The following is a 14,174-nucleotide window of genomic DNA, read 5'->3' as shown; positions in this document are numbered from 1 at the left end:
GCTAAGAGCACCACCTCTTGTGGCAACATCCTGTTGACCTGAGGTGGCTAGACCTTCCCGCGTAACGTGTCACTTGAAACGGAAATCGTGTTCACAGGTATATTTATAATAGTCTTCCACAAAAAAGTAGCTATCAAGTTTTTACTTGATAGCTACTTATTATTATTATTATTATTATTTAATTACCCCAAGTTCTTTACCAACTTTTTCATAAACAGCGATGGCTTCATCTAGCATTTCTTTTGTATGGGCTGCAGTCGGCATGTTGCGGACGCGGCCAGTTCCTTTTGGTACAGTTGGGAAGACAATAGATTTTGCGTAAACGCCTTCTTCGAATAGTCGTTTTGAGAATACCTGAGTTAATTTTTCGTCCCCGATGATACAAGGAGTTATCGGTGTTTCAGATGCACCGATGTCAAAGCCTAGTTTCGATAAACCAGCTTTTAGGTAGTCACCGTTTTCCCAAAGTTTATCGTGTAATTCTGTAGAATCAATGATCATTTGAACTGCTGACGTTATGGCGGCTACATCACCAGGTGGTAGCGCTGTGGAGAATAAAAATGGACGCGAACGAACCTTTAACCAGTCGATTAAATCCTTTTTACCTGCAACGTATCCTCCTACGACACCTATTGCTTTGGAAAGGGTACCAATTTGGAAGTCAATTTCTTTTTCTAAACCAAAATGTTTAACAGTTCCTTTTCCTTTACCAGTCACACCTGAACCATGAGCATCGTCTACATAAGTAATTAGATCAAATTCTTTTGCAATTGCTACGATTTCTGGAAGCTTTGCAATATCTCCATCCATGGAGAAAACACCATCCGTAATAACCATTACTTTGTTGTATTGCCCAGATTCAGTTGCAGCCTTCGCTTTTGCACGTAAATCATCCATATCAGAGTGATTAAACGGTATTATTTTCGCACGTGATAGACGGCAACCATCAATAATAGATGCATGGTTTAGTTGGTCTGATAGTATTGCATCGTTTTTATCCATCACAGCAGAAATCGCTGCCATATTACAGTTGAAGCCTGATTGATACGAAATTGCAGCTTCTGTTCCTTTGAATTCAGCTAGCTTTTGCTCTAACTTCACATGAAGATCCAGCGTCCCGTTGATCGTACGAACTGCTCCTGCCCCAACTCCATACTTGTCCACTGCTTCTTTGGCAATTTGTTTAAGTTCTGGATTTGTTGCAAGACCTAAATAGTTATTAGAAGATAGGTTAATGAGCTCAGAACCTTTTACACTGATTTTCGCTCCGTTTGGACCTTCTACAGGGTCGATTTCGTTATATAAACCTTGGCTTTTTAAATCATTTAAGTTTTCGGATATAAAATTATTTAATACATGAGACATGTTCCTCATCCTTTCGCGGGTAATATTCTACTCTATCTTACCACGCTAACAGGATTGAGGAAAATAAAGCTGACACTAAAAGCCCCACAGACATTTGTCATGGGGCTTCGCATTTGCTACATCCTGTTAAAATCTCTATATTTACCTTATCGTTTCAAGCATTTTTTCCTGCAACTCACTCCATTTATCTTCTTCAATGGCTGAATCATAAAGCATCTTGATCATTTTCGATTCTCCAGCATATGTGCATAGATAATCTTGAGCAAGTTCCATTTCGTTTGAATAACGATTTCTCACTTCTAATATTTTATCCTCATTTAGCTTTGTTTGATCGATATGTGGGAAGAAATCTATAATTTCGTCTCCATCTCGCTCTGGTTCGTATATATGAGGGCTTGTAGCATCTACCACACATAACTGGAGTTGCGGAAGTACTACCCCGTCTACACTATTAGCATCAAGGCCACACCAAATATACCGAACATCTAAACCATGTAATTTAGCCTCTTCCCCAAACTTCTTCATGAAAGAAGATTTCCCACTACCTGGTAACCCTTTTATATACAATCTGGTTTTTAAATTTTTTGAGATTGACTCTAGTGTATCCTTTGCCCCAAGCGGAGTTAGCGATCCCATTAAACGATGTGTTACCTTCGGATTCTTTTGGAGTTGAATATTACCGATATTATTCTTTGTACAATCTTCAAGCAGTGCTGTAATCCCATCCCAGCTGATAGCTACCTGGATAAGCTGTTCCCATTCATCGTGTATCTTTTTTGCACGGGACAATGCTTGAAGCCCTTTTGTTAACCATACATCATTACTAATCTGTTTTTCTTTTACTATTGGACCAATGTCGCGGAGTTTCCTATCATTATAGGCTTCATAATACGGCACCCATTCATGCCCAGCCCCATAATAAGTGGGATCTACGGTGTCAGCTTGTAAGTAAAGGGTTTTAGTTTCATTAATATATAACCCCTCCAACAGGTCTTCATGCATTGGATCATAAAACCACTCCATATTTTTACCTCGGCGTACGGCATTATAGCCTATTTCCTTAAATATATCCGTCAATCGATAGGTAGTGGGTCCTTTAAAGAAATATACTTTGTTCGCTTCTTGAATAATTTCTTTGTAAAAGCTTTTTACACCTTGTCCAGTATATGACCTTCCCATATAATGAGTAATTATTCCGTTCATAGCTTCATCCTCCCTATCATTCCTTCAAGAAATACTATATGCACTGCCCGGGTGAAATATGAAAAAGAGTGCGGAAAATCAGGATTGATTTTCCACACTCTTCTTCATATACGGCAATGTATAACCGCAAATCTTAAATAATAGTTTTTGAGATAATGGCAATGAATAGTGAACAATCTGCCCTAGCAGTAAAGCAATAATAATAGTACCGATTCCCACGGGACCACCAAGTGCCCAGCCCGCAAGTGCAACAATTATTTCAATACCAGTTCGCACCTTTTTAATACTCCAGCCCGTTTTCGCCATAAGTAGGAGCATAAGAGAGTCGCGTGGACCTGCTCCTACGTTCGGAGACACATAAACCCCAACACCTACTGCCGTTATAGCAATTCCAATAACAAATATAATCAGTTGACCTATGTAACTTGTAATCTCAGGCAATAGCCAGTTAAACACATCAATAAAGGACCCTATAAAAAGAATATTTAACCATGTTCCAAGCTGTGGAAATTTCTTTGTTCCAATCATCGTGATTAACACAATGATAATACCTGTCAAAATTGCCCAGGTGCCAATAGTTAAACCAAGATGATTATATAAACCAACATGAAATACATCCCATGGTCCAATTCCAAATTGCTGTCCTTTAATGGTCATCGAAATTCCCAAAGCCATCGTTGTGACTCCGGCAACAAAAAATATCCAACGCCAAACTAATTGCTTCATTTTATTTCACCTACTTCCCGTTTCTGAAAACTACATATAAAGTCTCCAGTATATAGTAGGTCAATTATAACGATGTTTTAAAGAAACGATTACATTTTAATTATTGTTGCAATTCGTCCATTCGTGAGTTGAAGTAAATCTTTGACGCTTAGTTTTATCTGAAGACCGATTTTCCCACCACTAACAAGTATAAAATCAAGGCTCTCTGCGCTTGTGTCTATCCATGTTGGAAATAGTTTCTTCATACCAATCGGGGAGCATCCACCTCTAATATACCCAGTGGTCGGTAACAATTCTTTTAACGACAAAAGCTCTACTTTTTTCTCACCGACTGCTTGAGCTACTTCTTTTAAATTCAACTCCTTATGTACAGGAATAATACAAACAAAATGCTTATTAGTTCCAGCAGTAACAAGTAATGTTTTATACACAACAAAAACGGGATAGCCTATTTTATCCGCTACAGTTACCCCGTCTACTTGATCTCCAGTGAGCTCGTATTCAATTAATTCGAACGTAATTTTCTGTTGCTCTAATTTCCGAACTGCATTTGTTTTTTGTTTTTTGCTCATGTTCGAATGCTCCTTCTTAAGCTATAAGGAAGAAACTTGGCTGTTGGTCAGTGAAACCATACTTTTTCATGTGTACTTGAAGTGAGTATTTCGCAATAGCTTGTTCTTTAAATCTTCTCTTCTGCAGATTCTCCAAATTTTCTCTCGGTATTTTAGGAGATTGAAAGTCGGATTGAACAGAACGATTGGATACCGCTGCCTCATTTTCTCTTTGCCTCTTAGCTTCAACCTCAACCTGTCTAGTGGCTTCTTGGTTTAATGAGATTTGTGATTGGACTGTCTGAATTTTCGCAGTAGCACTAGCTGCCACTCGCAACTCATTTGGAGACGGTTCATCAGAAGCAAGAGCTGCACTTCGAACTTCTTCCAATAGTTCAATCGTTTTCTCGGGTGTTGGTCCACCAATTGTTTGTACAGGCATAGAAGGGCCTTTAATATCTAGCATACTTTTATTTTTTTCAAGTTGCTGAAATTCTTTAACAGCTGCACTTACTTCAGGAGAATCATTTTCTTTTTCCTTATTCCCAAGTAATAATTCCTCTAACTCATCTAAGGCTGGATTTTTTTTAGGCTGATAAAACTCAGCGTTTTTGCGATAAGTTTGTCCTACATCTTTTCGTTGAAAAGCACGCTTTCGTTGCTCTATCTCTGCTATTGTATTGGAAGTGCCATTACCAGTTGCTCTTACTAACGTCATCTTTTCCACCTCTTTCCATATAATTGTCCTTCTTAACATTTTACCACTTTCGCAAAATATTCAATCTTACTTTTGTCATAGAATGGATATGCACAAAGACTCAAATATTTTTTTGGTAAAATTTGCCGACTTTAGGTCTTTAGTTCTATAAAAATAAGCCTCCGAAGTCGCTCTTTCGGAGGCTTATTCTAATATATTTAGATTTCTCGTTCGAATTAGATAGGAATAATTTGTTCCATATAATCCTTAATCATTTCTTCACTCATTTCCCCTGTGATGACTTTCTCTATTTTACCATTTGGGTTGATAAGTAAGGTGGTTGGTAAAGGATTAATTTTGTAAGTTTCCATCACACTTTTTTTGTCATCGATTAGTACTGGAAAAGTTAATCCTTTACGATCTATAAATTTTTGAACCGCAAAATCAGACTCTCCTATATTTACCGCCAATATTTCTAGTCCCTGGTCTTTATATACTTGATAATGTTTATCCATAAGTGGAAATTCTCGTTCGCATGGTTTACACCAGGTTCCCCAAAAATTTAGGAAGACTCCTTTACCTTTATAATCGGATAGTTGATGTTTTTCTCCATTCATATCCACAAGGGCAAAATCTGGAGCATCATCCCCTACCTGTATTAACGCGGTTTTCTCCTTCGTTAAATTTGTATAAATAGTAAAAACAATCGCCACTACCATTAAAGCTAAAATAATTGTACGCATATAGAAGCGCTTTTTCTTTTTATCCATCGTTATGGCTACCCCTTCTTTAATGACTTAATTGCGTTTCCACAGCACTAGCATCATTCCTGTTATAAATGTAAATGCAATGAATGCCAAAAATGGAATTGTTACAAAACCAAACCAATTGATATATTGTCCTGAACATGGAACTCCGTTTGTACATGCACTGAACTCACTTAAAGAAGGAATTTTTTGCAGTGCATAATGATAACTTGATACTAGCATCCCAATCACTGACAGCGGAAGAATATACTTATAAATCTTTCCGTCATTCTGGTAAAAAGCGATACCTAAGAAAATGACAAGTGGATACATCAAAATTCGCTGATACCAGCAGAGCGTACATGGTATAAATCCCATCCGTTCACTAAAAAATAAGCTACCTAACATCGCTATAATTGACGTTATCCATGCTAAGAGAAGTGGTTTATTTACCATCTTTTGACTCATCTACCATTTCCACAAAATCATCCATGGTTTGTCCAGTAAATTCTTTACCACCAATATAAATTGTTGGCGTCGAATTGACACCCAGATTATTTGCTGTACTCATATCTTTATCCCAGGCATCCTTTGCTTTTCCTTCACTGAAGGCAAGCCTCACTTTTTCAACCTCTTCCTGAGTTGCAACTTCTGCTAAAACCGCACTCAAAAACTCATCTGACATTAAATTCTCTTGACCTGACTCGTTCGTTTGATTTTCGAATAGAAGATGATGGAACTCCCAGAATTTCTCGTTACCTAGTTCTTGATAAACCGATTCCGCAAATTGTGCTGACGTAGTCGAATCTGCAGCGATAAACGAATAATTCATAAAGTAAAATTTTGCTTTACCTGTTTCTACTAATTCCTCGTTAATCATCGGCAGGAGTGTGCTATTAAATTCTCCACAGTGCGGACATTTATAATCACCAAATTCAACTATCTCAACTGGTGCAGACTCTTCTCCTAGAAATGGTTGCCCCTCGTAATCTATTACTACTGAGTCTTCTTTAGCATTCGTTAACATGACTATAGCAATCAGGCATACTGCCAAAACACCGATGAACCAAAATATTTTCTTAGACAAATAAAACACTCCTCTTTTTGAATTAAAACTACATTATGTAGTGTAAAGTGATAAAAATTTACGCAAGAGCGTAAATAAAAAATGCACATATCAAAACAAATATGGCTAATGACAAAAATGCTTTTTTTAATGGAACCTGCCACCGAACATCCTTTAATGGATCTAATATATACTCAATCCGGTAATTTACAGATGTATCCGCAAATGATGCATATGCAAATGACATTTTTTCTTGCTTGCCAACTTTCAACATCTTCAATAATGCACTACCTAAGTTCACAGATGTCTCCTGTTTATTAATAGCAAATTCATCTGCTAATACTTCCTTAATAATTCTATACTGATGATTGAACCACTTTAGAATCGGGATGTATCCAATTGTGGATCCACAAAGTGAAAGTATAAATATTTTTAAAGGATCACGATTGTTCTTATGATATATCTCGTGAGAAATGACAGCTTTTAACTCATCATCCGTTAGTATGCTTATCAATCCTGTTGATATAACAATTTGGGGCTTTACGAATCCCATGGTTATAGCTATTGGCGCAGGATTCGATACGATAATGATATCTTTTTCCCCGCTACTATGTGTTTGGTTCATATTGTTCGTGAGCAAATTATCTTTATATCGTTCAAAATGTCTTTTCAATCGTGAAGAATAGAAAAATTGAGAACTTATTTGCCAAATGGTGAGCAACAGCGTATAGATTACGAGTGCATCAAGTGCATATTCAAGTGAAGACAGTCCGATTCCCTTCAACCAGCTATGACAAACTACCACAATATTAAATTTGACGTTCCAACCAGCCAACATAGACAGGACATATAAAGCCATTTGAATAAAAATCGTTCCTGAGATGGCAAGTGACAAGAAAAATATAAATGAAGATTGACGTTTAGACATACACTACATATCCTTTTTCAATTCTTTAATTTTTTGCTCGAGCTTAGCAACTAAATCATCATCTACATCTTCTAGCGCGTCTAACATATGACTGACAACGACATTCCCGAACTCATCCATTAATTCATTTGTCATTTCTTTTGACTGCTGACTCAAAAATTCAACTCTTGACTGAACAGGCTTATAAAGAGATGACCTACCTTCTGCCCGCTTTTCAAGAATTCCTTTTTCAACTAAGCGGTTCATAACCGTCATCACTGTATTAAAGTTAGTCATCTTTTCCTTATCTAAAACTTGCTGAACATCCTTTATCGTCATTTCTACGTCATTCCAGAGAATATCCATAATTTTAGCTTCTAGAGGGCCAAAAAAGCGGTTTAATCCACTTTCATTAATTTTAAACTTTCTAATCAACATCAATTTATCACCTCACATTACTCATTGTAGTGCAAATGTTTCTCGAATGGAAGTATTTTATTCAAGAAATACTGTTGTTCCAAGTTAACTAGAGCCGAACGCAGTCTGGTAAGCCTGTCGATTACTCCGATTATTCACTGCTCCCAATTGCTATTGAATAAATTTCACCTGAAATGTTCATACTTCCAAAAAAGAAGAAGGTGAACACTTTGACTAAATTTGAATTAACCTTAAATGATTTTTATGTTGAAACTCTGAATGACATTGTTAGACAATTCAACGAACTTGTACCTGAGCATTCTTCATATTCTTATTCAGCGCAAGATGTAATTGAATTACTACTTGTTCGTGAACATGTGAATAGCGAATTAAAACTCATTAGACCTTGAAAAAGGTCTTCTTATATATTGAGATGTTCTTTAATCGATTTATGATGTCTTTTTCAGCTTTTCAAAGCCACTAAATTTAAATAACTCTGTTATGGTTCATTATAAAAATAGAACTACCAAAAGGAGAAAGTACCTATGGAATTAGTTGTTCATGAAATTAAACGTTTAGTAGAAGATTATTACAAATGCCCTAACTTCCTAATTAAAGAGCAAATCCTTATTGATATTGAACTCTTGAAAGGTGCATTACTACTTTTAAAAATCGACTTTGAATTAGATACTCCGTTAAAACATACTTGATAATACAACATCTTTTTCTAAACAAGAAGATGTGTAATTTTAATAATTAGCCTGAATATCTTCATAAATCAGACATTTACATATTTATGCTTTGCAAAAAGGAACATACTAATACTTTAAAAAATAATAGAGGGATATGAAATATGGACTTTAATTTAATATGGAAATCAATTCTAATTATTGTTGTTGGTATACTGCTAATACGTTTTTCTGGAAGAAGATCGATTTCTCAAATGACAATATCACAAACTGTTATTATGATTTCAATCGGGACACTCTTAATACAACCCATTGCAAATAAAAGTGTTTGGACTACTTTTTTTCTTGCAGCCATTCTCGTAATAACTTTAATAGTTATCGAATTTATCCAGACAAAATGGGACTTTACAGAGACATTTTTCACAGGCAAGTCAAAAATCATTATTGAAAATGGAAAACTAAAAGAGAAAAATTTATATAAGATGCGACTCACTGTTGACAAGCTTGAAATGAGATTACGACAAAACGGAATAGAAAAAATTTCTGATGTACAGTGGGCAACTCTAGAACCCAGTGGTCAATTAGGATATTCTCTAGTCGAAAAAAAGAAGTTTGCAACAAAGGAAGATATCGAAAAAATTCAAAACACTTTAGACACTGTTTTAATTCAATTTAACCAAATTAACATTCAAAAAAGTCCACAAACAAACAATACAGCTCCTAATATTTTTTCTGAAATAAAAAATGGACATCCCCAACACATAGATGAGCATCTTCAATAAATCATTTAAATTTTACTGTAGCTGCGCTTAATAGGTTTTATCAATTTCCACTGCCAACATCGTTTTTGGTGAACTTTATGTCTTAAAATTGTTTTTTCTACAAATATTTTTAGAATATTTCCACAACTTATCCACAATGTTGATAACTTATTAAGTTGGATTTTTGCTTTCATAGCAGTCTGCACTTTCTTCCTCAATCTTCAATACTTCTTCAACTCATCTAGTTCAATCAATCATCCGATATATAAGAATGCCAATAATGGAATCTTGGCGAATGCATTAAGTTCCCAAGTTCCTCCGTCATCTTCAAGTAATCCATTAAGAATACTGCATAAAGCAAAATAAGAATCTAAAAATGGATTGGTCAAATAATGACACAATCCATTTTTAGATTCTAGCTAATCAAATTTCATCCCTTTTAATAAATCTGCAAAAGCATTATTAATCGGCTCTTCTTCTTTATCTTGTTGTTTCAAATACTTCTGAACAGATTTTTTATCTACTTTACCGCCACCCTCTTTTTTACGGCGCGCTTCAAAAGCAGATAATTTCTCTCGATGACCACATTTACATACGAAAATTTGACCTTCTCCTTCCCCACGAAGTTCTAATTTCTTTTTACACTGTGGGCATCGAGCGTTGGTAACACGGGCTACATTTTTACGATGTCCACATTCGCGATCCTGACATACAAGCATTTTGCCTTTTTTACCGTTTACTTCAAGCATTAGTTTTCCGCAATCTGGGCAAGATTTCGTGGATATGTTATCGTGCTTGTATTTTTTATCGCTACCTTTAATCTCCGATACGATTTCTTTTGTGTAGTTTTTCATTTCCGATATAAATACTTCTTTTTTCAGTTTGCCATTAGCAATAGCTTCAAGCTTTTGCTCCCACTTAGCTGTAAGTGTAGGAGATTTTAATTCTTCCGGGACTAAATCGAGCAGCTGTTTTCCTTTTGAAGTTAGGTATATATCCTTTCCTTTTTTCTCCATTAAAAATGAATTAAATAACTTTTCGATAATGTCTGCACGTGTTGCGACAGTACCCAATCCACCAGTGGATTTCAATGTTTCAGCAAGGTTTTTATTTTGTGTTTCCATAAACTTCGACGGATTTTCCATTGCCGATAGTAATGTTGCTTCGTTAAAACGAGCAGGTGGCTTTGTTTGTCCTGAAATCTGCGCAATTAATGTTACGTTTAAAGTATTCCCTTTTTCTATACGAGGTAGAATTTGTTCTTTTAAGTCTTCCGAAGTATCATCGTCTTCGAATCGATTTTCATATACTTCTTTCCAACCACTTGATAAAATAGTTTTCCCACTAGCAACGAATTTTTCATCACTGATTTTTGCACGAAGAGTTAATTGCTCGTATTCAAATGCCGGGAATAATACTGCTAAGAAGCGTTTTACTACTAAATCGTAAATTTTGCGTTCTTTATCATTAAAAGCTGAGAAATTTACATAGCCTTCTGTTGGAATAATCGCATGATGATCACTGACTTTGCTATCATCGACAAACGTTTTCGAAGCTTTTATAGGTCTCTTTAAAATCTTATTGGTTAGCAAGCGATATTCCCCTATACCACAAGCTTTAAGACGTTCAGCAAGCGTTCCAACAATATCCGTCGAGATGAAACGTGAATCTGTTCTTGGATATGTTAATACTTTGTGCTGTTCATACAGCTTTTGCATTATATTTAATGTATCTTTTGCAGAAAAACCAAAGATTTTATTGGCATCACGCTGAAGTTCCGTTAGATCATATAGACCAGGTGAATATGTTTTCTTTGGTTTCCTTTCAATTTCCGTCACCGTCGCATTAGCATTGCCTAGTTTTTTTACAATCGCATCAATTTTTTCTTTATCGAAGCTCCGGCTATTTCCTTGAGCATCTTGCCAAGTAAGCTTTAACTTATCAATAGTTTGCGCTTCTATTCCGTAATAAGTTTGTGCTTTGAAGTGCTTAATCTCCTCTTCCCGCTTAGCAATAATAGCAACGACTGGAGTTTGTACTCTTCCACAGTTTAGCTGCGCATTGAATTTTGTAGTTAATGCACGACTTGCATTTAACCCAATATACCAATCTGCCTCGGAGCGAGCTACAGCTGAAGCGTATAGGTTTTCATATGCTTTACCAGGTTTTAAGTTAGTAAATCCATCTTTAATCGCTTTATCCGTTACAGATGATATCCATAGTCGTCTAATTGGTTTATTTACTTTTGCTTTTGCAATAATCCATCTCGCCACTAATTCACCCTCACGACCGGCGTCAGTTGCTATAATAATCTCATTAACGTCTCCACGAGTAAGTTGAGATTTCACTGCATTGAATTGCTTTCCTGATTGTTTTATAACTGTAAGTTTAAGGTGATCGGGTAGCATAGGTAAATCTTCTAAATTCCACGATTTATATTTCACATCATAACTCTCAGGATCTGCCAAGGTTACAAGATGCCCTAAAGCCCAAGTAACAATATAGTCTTTGCCTTCTAAATAGCCATTTCCTTTTTTATCGCATTTAAGTACACGTGCAATATCACGTGCAACAGATGGTTTCTCTGCTAACACTAAACGTTTTGCCATTAATAACATCCTTTCATAAATCCCTACCCTAAATATATCACACGTTTTATATTGGTTCAGTTTTGTCCTAAAAAACATTACAACCTTATTTTAATATGCTACAAGGGTAATATAGTTTTATCTACACATCAAATTACTACTACGATTTAGTGTGTGTTTTCTATCATACGAATAATAGATTACTTAACTTGCCACTATTTTTTGTTTATTTTTATACTCAATTCACTATAAATTATTCTAGAAACTCCAATACCGGTCACATTTACATCATTTCGTCGCTACAACATTACTTTTTTCTCACAAATTATATTCAACAAATGATATTATTGACATAATAATAAAGAATGAAAGAGGTGAAATAGTTGGATGCATATAATACTTTTACACAAACAATATTAAATACTTCTGAGGATTTAATCCTCGTTTTGGACGAAACAGGCAAGATATTAAATAAGAATAATGCGTGGAATATGATTAAGCATGTAAATGAATATACCCTCCTTATTACAGAAAACTTTAACTTCACCGATTTATTGGAGTCAACCTATAACTACGATCAACTAGATTCTATCCAACAGGTACTACGTGGTGAAATAGATGAATTTCGAAAAGAATTTACAAGCCTTATAGAAAGTAACCACTATAGTTACTTATTCCATACATATAAATTGAATCTTTCTTCGAATAGAATAGGTGCAATTATTATATATTCATTATCGAAAAAGCATCTGGTAGTTAATTCAGAGACGACTAATATTTTAGAAAGCATGACAGATGCTTTCTTTTCTGTAGATAAACATTGGAATGTTACCTATATAAACGAATACGGAAAAACATTATTAAGCAAAGTGCATACAAGCTTTAACTATTGTAATTCCGAAAGTCCATCTTTAATAGAAACAGAATTTTACCCTTTCCTTCAACAGGTTATGTTAGAGAAAAAAACTAGGCAACAGGAAATTTATATCCCTTCTATCCCAACTTGGTTCGAGGTAAAAGCCTACCCAATGGCTGAAGGAGGATTGTCCGTATTTTTTCATCATATAGCGGAAAGAAAAAATATAGAAAAGGATTTAAGAAGTCTTGCTTATTATGACTTTTTAACGAACTTGCCTAATCGAAGAATGACTTACGATATACTCAAGCACAAAATAAAAAAGAATCAGTCTTTTTCCTTTTTTTACATAGATTTAGATGGTTTCAAATTAATAAATGATATGTATGGTCATGCACGAGGGGATGCACTTCTTGTAGAAATTGCCAAGTTTTTTAACCAAAGTATGGAGATCGATAAAGTAGTTGCACGTGTCGGCGGGGATGAGTTTGTTATATTTACAGATGAAGTAAATAAGGAACAGCTAAGCGTTATAGCTAATAAACTGATTCAAGATTTCCAACAAACTTCCGAATCCAAATCAGTGCCCTCTATTCCACTAAGCCTTAGTATTGGAATTTCCAGGTATCCTATGGATGCACCTGACACTGATTTACTGTTTCGTTACGCTAATATTGCTATGTACGATTCAAAGAAACGAAATGTTAATAACTTCAGTTTCTTTGAACACTCTATGATTGAGGAATTAGAAAGAAAGGTAAATATTGAAAATGAATTACACGGGGACTTAAGTGAAACATCGCTTCATTTTGTTGTACAACCTCAGTTCAATTCTATAACTAATGAAGTAATTGGAATAGAGGTGCTCACTCGTTGGACTCATCCAAAATATGGATATATTACTCCTCCAGAGTTTATTGAAATTGCCGATAATAGTGGAAGAATAGAGGAATTAACAAAGTATTTAATCAGCGAGGTATTTGCCAAAGTTTCTAGTTGGATTCAAGATTATGGATTTGATAAGTCTGTAGCTATCAATATCACCCCTAAGCTACTTGGAAATAGGCAGTTTTTTAATGATTTAATCCATTTTATCCAGTACTATAGAGTTCCACCCCAAATGGTAGATATTGAAATTACAGAAAATGCAAACTTAGAAACTGATCAAAATATATTAGAAAATATTGCATTTTGTAGAAAGCATGGAATTCGCTTATCACTAGATGATTTCGGGACAGGATATTCAAAGCTAGCAGATCTTGTAGATTTTCAAATAGATAAATTGAAAATCGATAAGTATTTTGTGGACAAGATTGGAAAAGAAACAAATGCAGAGCTCATTCTACATACATTTATGAATCTTGCCAAAGGATTAAAATGCGATGTTCTCGCTGAAGGTGTAGAATCAAAAGAACAGGTAGACTATTTGAATACTCTTGGTCTAACATACTTCCAGGGATATTATTTCTCAAAACCTATTTCTTTCGATGAATTTGAACAGAACTACCTAAAAGACAAATAATTATAGACAGGTGAAGGAAAAGTGTATTATCTTCACCTGTTTTTTTATGCATATTTATCGAATAACACTAAAGTAATTTT

At 35.2% G+C, this 14,174-nt stretch carries 16 protein-coding genes; 4 read left to right on the top strand and 12 right to left on the bottom strand.

Translation table 11 applies throughout. The features are described 5' to 3' along the window. Positions 1-174: 174 nt before the first annotated feature. The 10 genes from MKY29_RS03595 to MKY29_RS03550 form a co-directional block, all read right to left on the bottom strand. A complete protein-coding gene (locus tag MKY29_RS03595) occupies positions 175-1,365 on the bottom strand; it encodes a glycine C-acetyltransferase (protein WP_241595093.1) in 1,191 nt (396 codons plus the stop codon). 141 nt (positions 1,366-1,506) lie between these two features. Then, entirely contained in the window at positions 1,507-2,568 is a 1,062-nt protein-coding gene (locus MKY29_RS03590; RefSeq protein WP_093493726.1) for a hypothetical protein, read from the bottom strand. A 78-nt stretch (positions 2,569-2,646) separates the two neighbouring features. Then, the gene (locus MKY29_RS03585; protein ID WP_093493724.1) at positions 2,647-3,294 is read right to left on the bottom strand and encodes a YczE/YyaS/YitT family protein; all 648 of its coding nucleotides are present in this window, start codon (positions 3,292-3,294) and stop codon (positions 2,647-2,649) included. An 89-nt stretch (positions 3,295-3,383) separates the two neighbouring features. Next, the gene (gene ybaK, locus MKY29_RS03580) at positions 3,384-3,866 is read right to left on the bottom strand and encodes a Cys-tRNA(Pro) deacylase (protein WP_090564586.1); all 483 of its coding nucleotides are present in this window, start codon (positions 3,864-3,866) and stop codon (positions 3,384-3,386) included. Positions 3,867-3,882: 16 nt separating this feature from the next. Then, complete coding sequence (locus MKY29_RS03575; RefSeq protein ID WP_241595091.1) at positions 3,883-4,563, bottom strand: hypothetical protein; 681 nt, start codon at positions 4,561-4,563, stop codon at positions 3,883-3,885. Positions 4,564-4,778: 215 nt separating this feature from the next. Next, complete coding sequence (resA, locus tag MKY29_RS03570; RefSeq protein WP_340879018.1) at positions 4,779-5,312, bottom strand: thiol-disulfide oxidoreductase ResA; 534 nt, start codon at positions 5,310-5,312, stop codon at positions 4,779-4,781. Positions 5,313-5,339: 27 nt separating this feature from the next. Continuing rightward, the gene (locus MKY29_RS03565) at positions 5,340-5,744 is read right to left on the bottom strand and encodes a disulfide oxidoreductase (protein WP_090564593.1); all 405 of its coding nucleotides are present in this window, start codon (positions 5,742-5,744) and stop codon (positions 5,340-5,342) included. Continuing rightward, on the bottom strand, positions 5,734-6,384 hold the full coding sequence (locus MKY29_RS03560) for a DsbA family protein (RefSeq protein ID WP_241595086.1): 651 nt from the start codon (positions 6,382-6,384) through the stop codon (positions 5,734-5,736). Before MKY29_RS03560 ends, MKY29_RS03565 begins: the two co-directional genes overlap by 11 nt. Positions 6,385-6,433: 49 nt before the next feature. Beyond that, positions 6,434-7,282 (bottom strand): M56 family metallopeptidase, encoded by an 849-nt coding sequence (locus MKY29_RS03555; protein WP_340879017.1) that lies wholly within the window; start codon positions 7,280-7,282, stop codon positions 6,434-6,436. 3 nt (positions 7,283-7,285) lie between these two features. Continuing rightward, positions 7,286-7,699, bottom strand: a complete 414-nt coding sequence (locus MKY29_RS03550) for a BlaI/MecI/CopY family transcriptional regulator (protein ID WP_090564599.1) — start codon at positions 7,697-7,699, stop codon at positions 7,286-7,288. Between the two features lie 173 nt (positions 7,700-7,872). On the opposite strand from MKY29_RS03550, the gene MKY29_RS03545 reads away from it, so the two are divergent. The 3 genes from MKY29_RS03545 to MKY29_RS03535 all read left to right on the top strand — a co-directional run bounded on the left by MKY29_RS03545 (position 7,873) and on the right by MKY29_RS03535 (position 9,149). Beyond that, positions 7,873-8,088: a hypothetical protein gene (locus tag MKY29_RS03545; protein ID WP_340879016.1), complete on the top strand. Its 216-nt coding sequence runs from the start codon at positions 7,873-7,875 to the stop codon at positions 8,086-8,088. A gap of 135 nt (positions 8,089-8,223) precedes the next feature. Next, positions 8,224-8,388: a hypothetical protein gene (locus tag MKY29_RS03540; protein ID WP_241595083.1), complete on the top strand. Its 165-nt coding sequence runs from the start codon at positions 8,224-8,226 to the stop codon at positions 8,386-8,388. Between the two features lie 143 nt (positions 8,389-8,531). Next, positions 8,532-9,149, top strand: coding sequence for a DUF421 domain-containing protein (locus tag MKY29_RS03535; protein ID WP_241595081.1), 618 nt, complete (start codon positions 8,532-8,534; stop codon positions 9,147-9,149). A 233-nt stretch (positions 9,150-9,382) separates the two neighbouring features. Here the strand turns inward: MKY29_RS03535 and MKY29_RS03530 are convergent, their stop codons facing one another. Further along, positions 9,383-9,517 carry a hypothetical protein gene (locus MKY29_RS03530; protein ID WP_269915609.1) on the bottom strand — a complete coding sequence of 45 codons (135 nt, stop codon included), beginning with the start codon at positions 9,515-9,517 and terminating at the stop codon, positions 9,383-9,385. Between the two features lie 30 nt (positions 9,518-9,547). Then, a complete protein-coding gene (locus tag MKY29_RS03525; protein ID WP_340879015.1) occupies positions 9,548-11,737 on the bottom strand; it encodes a DNA topoisomerase III in 2,190 nt (729 codons plus the stop codon). A 362-nt stretch (positions 11,738-12,099) separates the two neighbouring features. Between MKY29_RS03525 and MKY29_RS03520 the strand changes: the two genes are divergently transcribed. Beyond that, the gene (locus MKY29_RS03520; RefSeq protein ID WP_093493713.1) at positions 12,100-14,094 is read left to right on the top strand and encodes a sensor domain-containing protein; all 1,995 of its coding nucleotides are present in this window, start codon (positions 12,100-12,102) and stop codon (positions 14,092-14,094) included. Positions 14,095-14,174 lie beyond the last annotated feature (80 nt).

It is taken from the genome of Psychrobacillus sp. FSL K6-2365, assembly GCF_038003165.1.
In the GTDB taxonomy this organism is placed as follows: Bacteria; Bacillota; Bacilli; order Bacillales_A; family Planococcaceae; genus Psychrobacillus; species Psychrobacillus psychrodurans.
Note: the sequence above shows the minus strand (reverse complement) of the source record. Positions and strands in the feature narration are given on the sequence as shown.

Coding starts and splice junctions, on each gene's coding strand:
- MKY29_RS03545 (WP_340879016.1), top strand. CDS start 7,873: ATGTTCATACTTCCAAAAAAGAAGAAGGTGAACACTTTGACTAAATTT.
- MKY29_RS03595 (WP_241595093.1), bottom strand. CDS start 1,365: ATGTCTCATGTATTAAATAATTTTATATCCGAAAACTTAAATGATTTA.
- MKY29_RS03525 (WP_340879015.1), bottom strand. CDS start 11,737: ATGGCAAAACGTTTAGTGTTAGCAGAGAAACCATCTGTTGCACGTGAT.
- MKY29_RS03555 (WP_340879017.1), bottom strand. CDS start 7,282: ATGTCTAAACGTCAATCTTCATTTATATTTTTCTTGTCACTTGCCATC.
- MKY29_RS03540 (WP_241595083.1), top strand. CDS start 8,224: ATGGAATTAGTTGTTCATGAAATTAAACGTTTAGTAGAAGATTATTAC.
- MKY29_RS03565 (WP_090564593.1), bottom strand. CDS start 5,744: ATGGTAAATAAACCACTTCTCTTAGCATGGATAACGTCAATTATAGCG.
- MKY29_RS03535 (WP_241595081.1), top strand. CDS start 8,532: ATGGACTTTAATTTAATATGGAAATCAATTCTAATTATTGTTGTTGGT.
- resA (WP_340879018.1), bottom strand. CDS start 5,312: ATGGATAAAAAGAAAAAGCGCTTCTATATGCGTACAATTATTTTAGCT.
- MKY29_RS03585 (WP_093493724.1), bottom strand. CDS start 3,294: ATGAAGCAATTAGTTTGGCGTTGGATATTTTTTGTTGCCGGAGTCACA.
- ybaK (WP_090564586.1), bottom strand. CDS start 3,866: ATGAGCAAAAAACAAAAAACAAATGCAGTTCGGAAATTAGAGCAACAG.
- MKY29_RS03550 (WP_090564599.1), bottom strand. CDS start 7,699: ATGTTGATTAGAAAGTTTAAAATTAATGAAAGTGGATTAAACCGCTTT.
- MKY29_RS03590 (WP_093493726.1), bottom strand. CDS start 2,568: ATGAACGGAATAATTACTCATTATATGGGAAGGTCATATACTGGACAA.
- MKY29_RS03575 (WP_241595091.1), bottom strand. CDS start 4,563: ATGACGTTAGTAAGAGCAACTGGTAATGGCACTTCCAATACAATAGCA.